At 67.7% G+C, this 12,386-nt stretch carries 11 protein-coding genes; 7 read left to right on the top strand and 4 right to left on the bottom strand.

Annotation, left to right across the window (positions count from 1 at the left end; all coding sequences use genetic code 11):
• Positions 1-42: 42 nt before the first annotated feature.
• The 7 genes from ACTOWY_RS32075 to ACTOWY_RS32045 all read left to right on the top strand — a co-directional run bounded on the left by ACTOWY_RS32075 (position 43) and on the right by ACTOWY_RS32045 (position 6,552).
• Positions 43-207 (top strand): hypothetical protein, encoded by a 165-nt coding sequence (locus ACTOWY_RS32075; RefSeq protein ID WP_247755870.1) that lies wholly within the window; start codon positions 43-45, stop codon positions 205-207.
• 101 nt (positions 208-308) lie between these two features.
• On the top strand, positions 309-1,505 hold the full coding sequence (locus tag ACTOWY_RS32070) for an acyl-CoA dehydrogenase family protein (RefSeq protein WP_441313347.1): 1,197 nt from the start codon (positions 309-311) through the stop codon (positions 1,503-1,505).
• Between the two features lie 83 nt (positions 1,506-1,588).
• Positions 1,589-2,110: a general stress protein gene (locus ACTOWY_RS32065; protein WP_185000038.1), complete on the top strand. Its 522-nt coding sequence runs from the start codon at positions 1,589-1,591 to the stop codon at positions 2,108-2,110.
• Positions 2,111-2,331: 221 nt separating this feature from the next.
• Entirely contained in the window at positions 2,332-3,612 is a 1,281-nt protein-coding gene (locus tag ACTOWY_RS32060) for an ABC transporter substrate-binding protein (RefSeq protein WP_441313346.1), read from the top strand.
• On the top strand, positions 3,612-4,511 hold the full coding sequence (locus tag ACTOWY_RS32055) for a carbohydrate ABC transporter permease (RefSeq protein WP_441313345.1): 900 nt from the start codon (positions 3,612-3,614) through the stop codon (positions 4,509-4,511). The genes ACTOWY_RS32060 and ACTOWY_RS32055 overlap by 1 nt, the downstream gene beginning before the upstream one ends.
• On the top strand, positions 4,511-5,353 hold the full coding sequence (locus tag ACTOWY_RS32050; RefSeq protein ID WP_247755874.1) for a carbohydrate ABC transporter permease: 843 nt from the start codon (positions 4,511-4,513) through the stop codon (positions 5,351-5,353). Before ACTOWY_RS32055 ends, ACTOWY_RS32050 begins: the two co-directional genes overlap by 1 nt.
• Before the next feature lie 8 nt (positions 5,354-5,361).
• The gene (locus ACTOWY_RS32045) at positions 5,362-6,552 is read left to right on the top strand and encodes an ABC transporter ATP-binding protein (RefSeq protein WP_441313344.1); all 1,191 of its coding nucleotides are present in this window, start codon (positions 5,362-5,364) and stop codon (positions 6,550-6,552) included.
• A 324-nt stretch (positions 6,553-6,876) separates the two neighbouring features.
• Here the strand turns inward: ACTOWY_RS32045 and ACTOWY_RS32040 are convergent, their stop codons facing one another.
• From ACTOWY_RS32040 to ACTOWY_RS32025, 4 genes are all read right to left on the bottom strand, one after another.
• On the bottom strand, positions 6,877-9,048 hold the full coding sequence (locus ACTOWY_RS32040) for a 3-hydroxyacyl-CoA dehydrogenase NAD-binding domain-containing protein (protein WP_441313343.1): 2,172 nt from the start codon (positions 9,046-9,048) through the stop codon (positions 6,877-6,879).
• A 14-nt stretch (positions 9,049-9,062) separates the two neighbouring features.
• A complete protein-coding gene (locus ACTOWY_RS32035) occupies positions 9,063-10,277 on the bottom strand; it encodes an acetyl-CoA C-acetyltransferase (protein ID WP_441313342.1) in 1,215 nt (404 codons plus the stop codon).
• A gap of 97 nt (positions 10,278-10,374) precedes the next feature.
• Positions 10,375-11,226 carry an oxygenase MpaB family protein gene (locus ACTOWY_RS32030; protein WP_441313341.1) on the bottom strand — a complete coding sequence of 284 codons (852 nt, stop codon included), beginning with the start codon at positions 11,224-11,226 and terminating at the stop codon, positions 10,375-10,377.
• Between the two features lie 16 nt (positions 11,227-11,242).
• Positions 11,243-12,385, bottom strand: a complete 1,143-nt coding sequence (locus tag ACTOWY_RS32025; protein WP_441313340.1) for an acyl-CoA dehydrogenase family protein — start codon at positions 12,383-12,385, stop codon at positions 11,243-11,245.
• Position 12,386 lies beyond the last annotated feature (1 nt).

Here is a 12,386-nt window from a genome sequence, read left to right as displayed (position 1 = left end):
TGAGATGGCGCACGAAAACGCAACCTGATTTGCCTTACGGGGGTGCTGACCAGCGAGTCTGCTGGCATGTTCTTTTTCCGGAAACGCACCGACGATGATCTTTTGGAACGCAGTCTGCGGCCCTGTGGCGATTGCGACGCCCAGGTCCACGTTTTCGCCGAGACCTGCCGGCACTGCGGCGCGAGCCTGGAGCTGGTCGCCAGCTGACCCGCTGTGGTGAGCACCTTCACAGCGCGCGACCACCCCGCAGCAGCCATACTCGCCGGTAACAAACCGCGCCTACAGTGCTGTAGAGAGAGGGGAAAGTCGTGGCCAGGCTTGCCCAGACCGCCGGTCTCACCGAGATCCAGCAGGAGATCCTCAGCACCGTCCGCTCGTTCGTGGACAAGGAGATCATCCCGCACGCGCAGGCCCTGGAGCACGGCGACAGCTACCCAGCCGACATCGTCGAGGGCATGAAGGAGATGGGCCTGTTCGGGCTCACCATCCCCGAGGCCTACGGCGGGCTCGGCGAGTCCCTGCTCACCTACGCGCTGGTGGTCGAGGAGATCGCGCGCGGCTGGATGAGCGTCTCCGGCGTGATCAACACCCACTTCATCGTGGCGCACATGGTCAAGCAGCACGGCACCGAGGCGCAGAAGCAGGACCTGCTGCCCCGGATGGCCACCGGCGACCTGCGCGGCTCCTTCTCCATGTCCGAGCCGGAACTGGGCTCCGACGTGGCCGCCATCCGCACCCGCGCGGTGCGCGACGGCGAGGACTTCGTGATCAACGGCCAGAAGATGTGGCTGACCAACGGCGGCACCTCCAACCTGACCGCCGTGCTGGTGCGCACCGACGAGGGCGCGCCCAAGCCGCACCAGAACCTGACCACCTTCCTGGTGGAGAAGCCCACCGGCTACGGCGAGGTGCTGCCCGGCCTGAAGGTGCCCGGCAAGATCGACAAGATGGGCTACAAGGGCGTCGACACCACCGAGATGGTCTTCGACGACTTCCGGATCGGCGCGGAGGCGATCCTCGGCGGCGAGTCCGGCAAGGGCTTCGCGCACATGATGGACGGGGTCGAGATCGGCCGGGTCAACGTGGCCGCGCGGGCCTGCGGCATCGCCATCCGCGCCTTCGAGCTGGCGGTGAGCTACGCCCAGCAGCGCAGCACCTTCGGCAAGCCGATCGCCCAGCACCAGGCCATCGCGTTCAAGCTGGCCGAGATGGCCACCAAGGTCGAGGCCGCGCACCTGATGATGGTCAACGCGGCCCGGCTCAAGGACTCCGGCGCGCGCAACGACGTCGAGGCGGGCATGGCCAAGCTGATCGCCAGCGAGTACTGCGTCGAGGTCACCCAGGAGTCCTTCCGCATCCACGGCGGCTACGGCTACTCCAAGGAGTACGAGATCGAGCGGCTGATGCGCGAGGCGCCGTTCCTGCTCATCGGCGAGGGCACCAGCGAGATCCAGAAGACGATCATCAGTCGGGGGTTGTTGCGTGACTATGGCCATAGGGGATGAAACACAGCGTGGGTAGTTCCGTGCGCGTCGGAGCGGCGTAAACCGGGCAACCTTGGCAGGATTGGGGTATCAGTCCTGCGGAGGTGCTTGTCGTGACCAGTTCGTTCTCCGGTGCCCGGCCCGGTGGCCTGCCCACCCCGCCCACCGGGTGGCCGATCGGCTCCTACGTCAAGTACGAGGAGGCGCAGCGCGCGGTCGATCACCTCGCGGACAGCTCCTTCCCGGTGCAGGACGTGACCATCGTGGGCGTCGACCTGATGCTGGTGGAGCGCGTCACCGGACGGCTGACCTGGGGCAAGGTGCTGGGCACCGGCGCGGCCTCCGGCGCCTGGTTCGGCCTGTTCGTCGGTGTGCTGCTCAGCCTGTTCAACCAGGACGGGATCGCGCTGGGGCCGATCCTGATCTCGCTGGTCACCGGCGTGGTGTTCTTCATGATCTTCGCCGCGGCCGGGTACGCCACCCAGCGCGGCAAGCGGGACTTCGTCTCGGCCAGTCAGCTGGTGGCCGGTCGCTACGACGTGCTCTGCTCGCCGCGCAACGCCGAGCAGGGCCGGGACATGCTGGCCCAGCTCGCCCTGCGCGGGCCGGGGCAGCAGCCCGGATGACTGGGCACTTCCTAGGCCGAACGGGTAGGAAAATTTTCCCACTTCCGTGTATCTGAATCGTTGCTGCTTGCCGGTTGCGGCCACTGATCAGCAGCTCTAGGTTCGGGTGCCAACTCCGGAGGGCACGACGAGGTGCCCGACTTCTCGCTTTGTCGGTCCGGGCCGTCTGCACGCGGTCCAGGCTTGCCTTCCGGGTTTCAGCAGGAAGGGAGGCAGGGCGCATGGATGGCCCCTGGCGAGGCGCTAGGTCCAGACGTACTCGGGTCGTAGGTTTGCTCACCGCCGCCGTGGTCGCCGCACCCGTGCTCGCGGCATGCGGCAACGGCGAGTCCGGTGGCAACATCATCAACCTCTACGGCGCACCGGAGCAGAACTTTCAGAAGGTGGTCGACACCTGCAACCAGCAGGCGGGCGGCAAGTACCAGATCGTGTACAACAAGCTGCCCCGCGGCGCGGACGGTCAGCGTGAGCAGATGGTGCGCAGGCTGGCCGCCGACGACACCGAGATGGACATCCTCTACCTGGACAACCCCTGGCTGGCCGAGTTCGCCGAGGCGGGCTGGCTGCGCGAGTGGACCGGCCAGGACAAGGCGGCGGCCGAGGCCGGGGTGCTCGCCGGCCCGCTGCAGTCCACCCAGTACAAGGGCAAGACCTACGCGGCCACCAAGAACACCAACGTCCAGCTGCTCTGGTACCGCGATGACGTGGTGACCACCCCGCCTGCCACCTGGGACGAGATGATCGCCCAGGCCAAGCAGCTCAAGGCCGCGGGCAAGCCGCACACGGCGCTGATCACCGGCAAGCAGTACGAGGGCCTGGTGGTGCAGTACAACACCCTGGTCGCCTCCTATGGCGGCAAGATCGTCTCTGACGACGGCAGCAAGGCCGTGGTGGACGAGGGCGCGGTCAAGGCCCTGCGCACGCTCAAGGAGTTCGCCACCGCCGGTATCGCCAGCGCCTCGCTGACCAGCTCGGAGGAGGGCGACATCCAGCGGGAGTTCGAGGCAGGGAACTCGGCCTTCGAGCTGAACTGGCCGTTCGTCTACCCGGCCATGCAGAAGGGCAACCCGACGCTGGCCAAGAACTTCAAGTGGGCGCGCTACCCGGGCGCGGTGCCCGGCGTGCCGAGCAAGGTCACCCTGGGCGGCGCGAACTGGGGCGTGAGCAAGCACTCGCGCAAGCCCGAGCTGGCCTTCGCGGCCACGTTGTGCCTGCGCAGCCCGGAGAACCAGCTGTTCTCCGCGGTCAACGACGGGGTGCCGCCGACCATCGACTCGGTCTTCGACCGGCCGGAGATGATCGAGGCGTACCCGATGAAGGAGACCATCCGCGAGGAACTGCGGGACGCGGCGAACCGGCCGCTGACGCCGTCCTGGCAGAACGTCTCCTCGGTGCTCTCCACCGTGCTGTCCCCGCCCTCGGCGATCGATCCGGACAAGACCGCGGCCCGGCTGCGGACCGAGATCCAGGACGCCATCGACTCGAAGGGGGTGCTGCCGTAATGGGAAAAGCTGTTCTGAGTGAAGGAAAACGGGCTGAGCGGCGGCTGGGTCTGCTGCTGTGCGCCCCCGCCGCGCTGGTGATGATCGCGGTCACCGGCTGGCCGATCATCTACTCGGTCTGGCTGTCCCTGCAGCGGTTCGACCTGAAGTTCCCGGACAAGCAGGAATTCATCGGTCTGGACAACTACATCGCGGTGCTCGGCAACACGTACTGGTGGACCGCCTTCGGGGTGACCTCCATCGTCACCCTGGCCACCGTGGTGGTGGAACTGGTGCTGGGCATGGCGCTCGCGCTGGTCATGCACCGCACGATCGTCGGCCGGGGGCTGGTGCGCACCGCCGCGCTGATCCCGTACGGCATCGTGACCGTGGTCGCGGCGTTCTCCTGGAAGTACGCCTGGACCCCCGGCACCGGTTACCTGGCCGAGTGGTTCGCCGGTGACGGCGCGCCGCTGACCGAGCGGGTGCCGTCGCTGCTGATCATCTCGCTGGCCGAGATCTGGAAGACCACGCCGTTCATGGCCCTGCTGCTGATGGCAGGCCTGGCGCTGGTGCCCGATGACCTGCTCAAGGCCGCCGCGCTGGACGGCGCGTCCGGCTGGCAGCGCTTCACCAGGATCATCGTGCCGATGATGAAGCCGGCCATCCTGGTCGCGCTGCTGTTCCGCACCCTGGACGCGTTCCGCATCTTCGACAACATCTTCGTGCTCACCGCCGGCGGCCAACAGACGTCCTCGGTGTCGATGCTGACCTACAACAACCTGATCAAGGGGTTGAACCTCGGCATCGGGTCCACCATGTCGGTGCTGATCTTCATCGCGGTGGCGATCATCGCCTTCGTCTTCATCAAGGTGTTCGGCACCGCGGCACCCGGCAGCGACCCGCAGGGGAGGCGTTGATGGCTATCGGTGGAGCCGTGACGACCGGCCGCAAATGGGGCTGGGGCCTGATCAACACCATTGTCGTGGTGTACGCGATGTTCCCGGTGCTGTGGATCGTGTCGCTCTCGTTCAAGACCAAGAAGGCGCTGGCCGACGGTGGTCTGTGGCCGACCGAGTGGACGCTGGCGAACTACAGCGCGATCTTCGGCAGCACCGGGTTCCTCCGGCCGCTGTTCAACTCGATCGGCATCGCGATCATCGCGACCGCCATCGCCGTGGTGCTGGGCACCATGGCCGCCTACGCGATCGCCCGGCTGGACTTCCCCGGCAAGCGGTTGCTGGTGGGCGTCTCACTGCTGATCGCGATGTTCCCGCAGGTCTCGCTGGTCTCGCCGTTGTTCGACATCGAGCGCTCGCTCGGGTTGTTCGACACCTGGCCCGGCCTGATCCTGCCGTACATCACCTTCTCCCTGCCGCTGGCGATCTACACGCTCTCGGCGTTCTTCCGGGAGATCCCCTGGGAGCTGGAGAAGGCGGCCAAGATGGACGGGGCCACCCCGAGCCAGGCCTTCTTCAAGGTGGTGGCGCCGCTGGCGGCGCCCGGCGTGTTCACCACCGCGATCCTGGTGTTCATCTTCTGCTGGAACGACTTCCTGTTCGCGATCTCGCTGACCTCCACCGAGACCTCGCGGACCGTGCCAGCCGCACTGGCGTTCTTCACCGGCGATTCGCAGTTCGAGGACCCCACCGGGTCCACGTCGGCGGCCGCGGTCGTGATCACCGTGCCGATCATTCTGTTCGTGTTGTTCTTCCAGCGCCGCATCGTCGCCGGACTGACGTCCGGCGCCGTGAAGGGGTGAGGTGAGTCGTGGCCGACATCGTGTTGGACAAGGTGACCAAGAAGTACCCGGACGGCGCGCTCGCCGTCTCGGAGGTGAACGTCGAGATCGCCGACGGCGAGTTCATCATCCTGGTGGGTCCCTCTGGTTGCGGGAAGTCCACGACGCTGAACATGATCGCGGGGCTGGAGGACATCACCTCCGGCGAACTGCGCATCGGTGGTGAGCGCGTGAACGAACGGGCGCCCAAGGACCGGGACATCGCGATGGTGTTCCAGTCCTACGCGCTCTACCCGCACATGACCGTGCGGGAGAACATGGCCTTCCCGTTGCGGCTGGCCAAGGTGGACAACGCCACGGTGACCCGCAAGGTCAACGAGGCCGCCGAGGTGCTCGACCTGGGTCAGCACCTGGACCGCAAACCGGCGAACCTCTCCGGTGGCCAGCGGCAGCGGGTGGCGATGGGCCGGGCGATCGTGCGTAGCCCCAAGGCGTTCCTGATGGACGAACCACTGTCCAACCTGGACGCCAAGCTGCGCGTGCAGATGCGCACCGAGGTCTCCCGGCTGCAGAAGAAGCTGGGCACCACCATGGTCTACGTGACCCACGACCAGACCGAGGCGATGACCCTCGGCGACCGGGTCGTGGTCATGCGCGGCGGCCTGGTGCAACAGATCGGCGCCCCGCAGTTCCTCTACGAGAACCCGGCGAATCTGTTCGTGGCCGGTTTCATCGGCTCGCCCGCGATGAACTTCATCCCGGCGAGGCTGGAGGAGGGCCGGGCCTGCAGCGGACTGGGCAAGATCCCACTGTCCGACCGAGTCCGCCGGCTGGTCGAACAGGCGGGCGCGGGCCGAGAGGTGATCATGGGCGTACGCCCCGAGCACTTCGAGGACGCCGCCGTCGTCGACCCGACCGCCAAGGCCCGCGGCGCGGTGTTCACCGCGCACGTGGACGTGCTGGAGTCGATGGGCTCGGACAAGTACGCCTACTTCACCGTCTCCGGCGAGCGGGCCAGCTCGGCGGAACTGGAGGAACTGGCCGCCGACGCCGGCCTCACCGACCTGGGCTCCAGCTCAGCCGAAGGCAGCGCCATCATCACCCGCCTGTCCGCGGCCTCCACCGCCACCGAAGGCCAGAACCTGGAAGTCTGGTTCGACCCAGACAAGCTCCAGCTCTTCGACCCCCAGTCCGGCAAAAACCTGACCTACTCGGCCTAACCCCCGTACAACAACGGCCAACGAGCCGTACCAAATCGGCCAACACTCCGAAGGGCGCCAAGCTCTCCGGAGTGTTGGCCGTTGTTGTACGGAGTGTTGGCCGTTGTGGGACACCACGTTGGCCGTTGTTGCACGCCGTAGGCCGTCGCGGTCGGGCGAAGCCCGAAACAGGCAGCGGGGATGGGGAACCGCACCGAGCACTGCTCTGTGCCTTTGATCTTCGCTCGTGCACCACCCCAACCCACAACGGCCAACGTGCCGTACAACAACGGCCAACACGCCGACGAGCTTGCGGGCTCTTCGGGGTGCTGGCCGTTGTGCGGGTTAGGCGCCGAGGAGTTTTTCTCGGGCTGAGGGGTCGGAGAGGATGGGGGGTGGGGTGAAGCGGGTGCCGTATTTTTCGGCGAGTTGGGTGGCTCGGGTTACGAAGCCTTCCGCGCCGCCTTCGTAGCCGAAGATGTACTGGATCACGCCGCCGGTCCAGGCTGGGAAGCCGATGCCGAAGATGGAGCCGATGTTGGCGTCCGGCACTGAGGTGAGCACGCCCTCCTCGAAGCAGCGGACCGTTTCGATCGCCTCGATGAAGAGCATTCGCTCCTTGAGGTCGGTGAACGGCAGCTCGTTCGGGGTGGCCGGGAAGTGCTCGGCCAGGCCCGGCCACAGGCCGGTGCGCTTGCCGTCGGCGTAGTCGTAGAAGCCGGCGCCACTGGACTTGCCCTTGCGGTCGAACTCCTCGACCAGGCGGTCGATGATCTGCTCGGCCGGGTGGGACACCCAGGTCTGGCCCGCGGCCTCGAAGGCGGCCTTGGTCTCGTTGCGGATCTTGCGGGGCAGGGTGAGGGTCAGCTCGTCCATCAGCTGGAGCACCGGGGCTGGGTAACCCGCCTGGGCCGATGCCTGCTCGATGCTGGGCGCGGGCACGCCCTCGGCCAGCATGGCCACGCCCTCGTTGAGGAAGGTGCCGATCACCCGGCTGGTGAAGAAGCCGCGGCTGTCGTTCACCACGATCGGGGTCTTCTTGATCTTGAGCACCACGTCGAATGCCTTGGCCAGCGCTTCATCGCTGGTGTGCTCGCCGCGGATGATCTCCACCAGCGGCATCTTGTCCACCGGGGAGAAGAAGTGCAGGCCGACGAAGTCCGGCCGCCGGGACACACCCTCGGCCAGGCCGGTGATCGGCAGCGTGGAGGTGTTGGAGGCCAGCAGCGCGTCCGGTGCGACCACCGGCTCCACCTCGGCGAAGACCTTGTGCTTCAACGAGACGTCCTCGAAGACCGCCTCGATCACCAGGTCCGCGCCCGCCAGGTCGGCGGCGTTGTCGGTGGGCGTGATCCGGGCCAGCACCTCGGCCCGCTTCTCCGCGGTGAGCTTGCCTCGGGAGACCGCCTTGTCCAGGATGCCCTCGGAGTAGGCCTTGCCCTTCTCCGCCGCGGCCAGCGAGACGTCCTTGAGCAGGACCTCGATCCCGTTGCGGGCGCAGACATAGGCGATCCCGGCACCCATCATGCCCGCGCCGAGCACCGCGACCTTCCGCGGTTCGTACTTGGCCACGCCCGCCGGGCGGGAGCCGCCGTTGTTGATGTGCTGCAGGTCGAAGAAGAACGCCTTGATCATGTTCTTCGAGATCTGCCCGGCGGCCAGCTCGGTCAGGTACCGGCTCTCGATCACTAGCGCGTTGTCGATGTCGACCTGGCTGCCCTCGACCGCGGCGCACAGGATGTTGTGCGGCGCCGGGTAGTGCGCGCCCTTGAGCTGCTTGCGCAGGTTGGCCGGGAACGCGGGCAGGTTGGCCGCGAACTTCGGGTTCGACGGGGTGCCGCCGGGGATCTTGTGTCCCTTGACGTCCCAGGGCTGCACCGCGTCCGGGTTGGCCTTGACCCACTCCTTGGCGCGGGCGATCAGCTCCTCCCGGTTGCTCACCAGCTCGTCGACGATGCCGGTCTCCTTGGCCTGCGCCGGGCGCAGCTGCTGGCCCTGCAACAGCAGTTTCAGCAGCGCGTCGGCGATGCCGAGCATGCGCACGGTGCGGGTGACGCCACCGGCCCCGGGCAGCAGGCCCAGGGTGACCTCGGGCAGGCCGAACTTGCTGCGGCCGTCGTCGATGGCGATGCGGTGGTGACAGGCCAGCGCGATCTCCAGGCCACCGCCCAGCGCGGTGCCGTTGAGCGCGGCCACCACCGGGCGGCCCAGCTTCTCCAGCCGCCGCAGCTGCGCCTTGATCTCGGTCAGCCCGGTGAAGAACCGCTGCGCGTGGGCCGGGGTCACCTGGCGCAGATCGTTGAGGTCGCCGCCGGCGAAGAAGGTCTTCTTGGCCGAGGTGATCACCACACCGGTGATCTGCTCGCGCTCGGCCTCCAGCCGGTCGACGGTCTCGGCCATCGAACGGTGGTACCGCTCGTTCATCGTGTTCGCGCTCTGCTCCGGGTCGTCCAGGGTGAGCAGGACGATGCCGTCCTCGTCGACGTCCCAGCGGATGGTGGAGGTGTGTTCCGACATGTCGCCTTCCGCTCTCAGAGTCGCTCGATGATGGTCGCGACGCCCATGCCGCCGCCGATGCAGAGGGTGACCAGGCCGTACCGGCCGCCGCGCCGCTCCAGCTCGTCCAGCACGGTGCCCAGCAGCATCGCGCCGGTCGCGCCCAGCGGGTGGCCCAGCGCGATCGCGCCGCCGTTGACGTTGACCTTCTCGTGCGGGATGTCCAGGTCCCGCATGAACTTCAGCACCACCGCGGCGAATGCCTCGTTCATCTCGAACAGGTCGATGTCGGCCGCGGTCAGCCCGGCCAGGCCGAGCGCCTTGCGGGCGGCCGGGGCCGGACCGGTGAGCATGATCGTGGTGTCCGCGCCGCTGAGCGCGGCCGAGACGATCCGCCCGCGCGGGGTCAGGCCCAGTTCGGCACCCGCCCGCTCGGAGCCGACCAGCACCAGCGCGGCGCCGTCGACGATGCCGGAGGAGTTGCCGGCGTGGTGCACGTGGTTGATCTTCTCCACGAAGTGGTACTTCTGCAGCGCCACCGCGTCGAAGCCGCCCAGCTCGCCGATCCCGGCGAAGGAGGGCTGCAGTCCGGCCAGCGCCTGCGGGGTGGTGCCGGGGCGCAGGAACTCGTCCCGCTCCAGCACGGTCAGCCCGTTGCGGTCGCGCACCGGCACCACCGAGCGGTCGAAGTACCCGTTGGCCTGGGCCTTGCCCGCGCGGCTCTGCGACTCCACCGCGAAGGCGTCCACGTCATCGCGGCTGAAGCCCTCGATGGTGGCGATCAGGTCCGCGCTGATGCCCTGCGGCACGAAGTCCACCGCGTAGCTGGTCTCCGGGTCGTGGAACCAGGCCCCGCCGTCGGAGCCCATCGGCACCCGGGACATCGACTCCACACCGCCCGCGATGACCAGCTCCTCCCAGCCGGAGCGGACCTTCTGCGCGGCCAGGTTCACCGCCTCCAGGCCGGAACCGCAGAACCGGTCGATCTGCACCCCGGCCACCGTGTCGGGCAGGCCGGCCTTGAGCGCGGCGATGCGGGAGATGACCGAGCCCTGGTCGCCGATGGGCGAGACCACCCCCAGCACCACGTCGGAGATCCAGTTCGGGTCCAGGTTCGGATGCCGGGCGCGCAGCTCGTCGATGAGCCCCACGACCAGGCTGATCGGCTTGGTGCCGTGCAGCGATCCGTTCTGCTTGCCGCGACCCCGCGGGGTGCGCACGGCTTCGTAGACAAAGGCCTCTGACGTCATCGGCGGGGAGCCTCCCTGATCGCGGCTCGTGAATCGTGCACTGGTGATGTGACAGTAATGATGTCATGGTAGCCCCGGGAGGCCGGTGAGACCCAACTCACTGGGGCGGTACCCCCAGATCGGTGATCCGGTAGCCCTCGGGGTAGCCAGGGTAGGTGCGGTTGCCCGGGTCCCGCGCGCTGCGCGAGTGGCGGCGCACCGGCAGGTGCCGCACCAGGCGGCCACGTCCGGCCAGCCCGCGCTCGACCGCCTTCTCCAGCCAGGCGGGCTGGCGCGGGAAGCCGAAGGCGCGCAGCAGCGGTTCGTCCATGGCCGCGTACAGCGCGCGGCGCACCGCGGGCCTGCCGGGTGCGGGGTACCAGGAGCAGAACAGGTCCACGGTGGCGGTGCCGACCCGTTGATTGGTGTCCCGGTAGTGGAAGTGCTCGCGCTCGTAGTCCCGGTTGAAGGTCTCGAACTTGCCGTAGCCGGTGGGAATGTCCTTGATGCCCATCCGCCTGCCGACCTCGCGGTAGAAGTGGAAGGCGGCCAGCCGCTCGTGTTCGTGCAACGCGCGCCAGCCGTACCTGGCCAGCCACCGGATCGGCTCGTAGATGAAGGTGGACAGCACGTAGAGCATGTCCTCGTTGCTGATCTCGTAGCGGCCGTGCATCTGGTTGATCCGTTGCAGCGCGGCCCGGCCGGACGCGGAGTCGTAACCGTGCTCGGTGAGCGCGCCCATCAGCAGCAGGGTGTCGTCGTAGCGCCGCTGCGGGCGCTGCGCGAACTCCCGCGTCCGGTCCAGTAGCGCGGAGATGCTCGGCACCGCGTAGGTGCGGAACAACGCGAACTCCAGCGCCTTCCGGTAGTCCCAGGGAAACTCGAAACTGGCGGACAGGCGGTAGATCTCCCAGTGGTCCTCGACCGGGTCGAGACTTCGGATGATCTCCAGCCGCCGGTAACGCCCCATGGTGCGATCCTTCCCGCTAGAACCCCATCGTCCGGCCGATGATCTCTTTCATGATCTCGGTGGTGCCGCCGTAGATCGTCTGCACCCGGCCGTCCAGGAATGCCTTCGCCACCGGGTACTCGGTCATGTAGCCGTACCCACCGTGCAGCTGGAGGCAGCGGTCCGCCACCTTCGTCTGTAGTTCTGTGGTCCACCACTTGGCCATCGCGGCCTCGTCGATGGCCAGCGCGCCGTTGTTGTGCTCGCTGACGCACCGGTCCACGAACACCCTGGCGATGGTGATCTCGGTGGCGAGTTCGGCCAGCAGGAACCGGTTGTGCTGGAACTTGCCGATCGGTCGCCCGAACGCCTCGCGGTCCTTGCAGTACTGCTTGGTCAGCTCCAGCACCCGCTCGGCCCCGGCGACCGCGGCCACCGCGATGGACAACCGCTCCTGCGGCAGGTTCTGCATCAGGTAGACGAAGCCCTTGCCCTGCTCGCCCAGCAGGTTGGCCGCGGGCACCCGGACCTCGTCGAAGAACAACTCCGCGGTGTCCTGCGCCTTCTGCCCGATCTTGTCCAGGTTCCGTCCCCGGCTGAACCCGGTCATGCCGCGCTCGACCACCAGCAGGCTGACTCCGTGCGCTCCGGCGGCCGGGTCGGTCTTGGCCGCGACGATCACCAGGTCGGCCAGGATCCCGTTGCTGATGAAGGTCTTCTGCCCGTTGAGGACGTAGTCGTCCCCGTCCCGCACCGCGGTGGTCGCGATGCCCTGGAGATCACTGCCGGTGCCGGGCTCGGTCATCGCGATCGCGCTGATCAGCTCGCCGGAGCAGAACCCGGGCAGCCACCGGCGTTTCTGCTCCTCGGTGGCCAGGTTCAGCAGGTAGGGCAGGATGATGTCGTTGTGCAGCGGCAGGGCCAGCCCGCTGGCGCCGGCGCGCACGAGTTCCTCGGCCAGCACGGTGTTGAACCGGTAGTCGAGCGCACCGCCACCGCCGTACTCCTCGGGCACGGCCATGCCAAGCAACCCGATCCGCCCCGCGGCCAGCCAGGCCTCGCGGTCGACGATGCCGTTGTCCTCCCAGCGGGCGTGGTTCGGCTCGATCTCCTTGGCGATGAAGGTGCGGGCCAGCTCGCGGAACTCGTCATGCTCGCTGGTGAAGATCTCGCGGCGCATC

The sequence above is a fragment of the Crossiella sp. CA198 genome, assembly GCF_052078295.1.
In the GTDB taxonomy this organism is placed as follows: domain Bacteria; phylum Actinomycetota; class Actinomycetes; order Mycobacteriales; family Pseudonocardiaceae; genus Crossiella.
This window is presented reverse-complemented; position numbering and strand designations above follow the sequence as displayed.

What these genes read in the sequence shown, in the direction of transcription:
- ACTOWY_RS32060 (WP_441313346.1), top strand. Translation starts at nt 2,332, where the DNA reads ATGGATGGCCCCTGGCGAGGCGCTAGGTCCAGACGTACTCGGGTCGTA.
- ACTOWY_RS32030 (WP_441313341.1), bottom strand. Translation starts at nt 11,226, where the DNA reads ATGGGGCGTTACCGGCGGCTGGAGATCATCCGAAGTCTCGACCCGGTC.
- ACTOWY_RS32050 (WP_247755874.1), top strand. Translation starts at nt 4,511, where the DNA reads ATGGCTATCGGTGGAGCCGTGACGACCGGCCGCAAATGGGGCTGGGGC.
- ACTOWY_RS32025 (WP_441313340.1), bottom strand. Translation starts at nt 12,385, where the DNA reads ATGCGCCGCGAGATCTTCACCAGCGAGCATGACGAGTTCCGCGAGCTG.
- ACTOWY_RS32035 (WP_441313342.1), bottom strand. Translation starts at nt 10,277, where the DNA reads ATGACGTCAGAGGCCTTTGTCTACGAAGCCGTGCGCACCCCGCGGGGT.
- ACTOWY_RS32040 (WP_441313343.1), bottom strand. Translation starts at nt 9,048, where the DNA reads ATGTCGGAACACACCTCCACCATCCGCTGGGACGTCGACGAGGACGGC.
- ACTOWY_RS32055 (WP_441313345.1), top strand. Translation starts at nt 3,612, where the DNA reads ATGGGAAAAGCTGTTCTGAGTGAAGGAAAACGGGCTGAGCGGCGGCTG.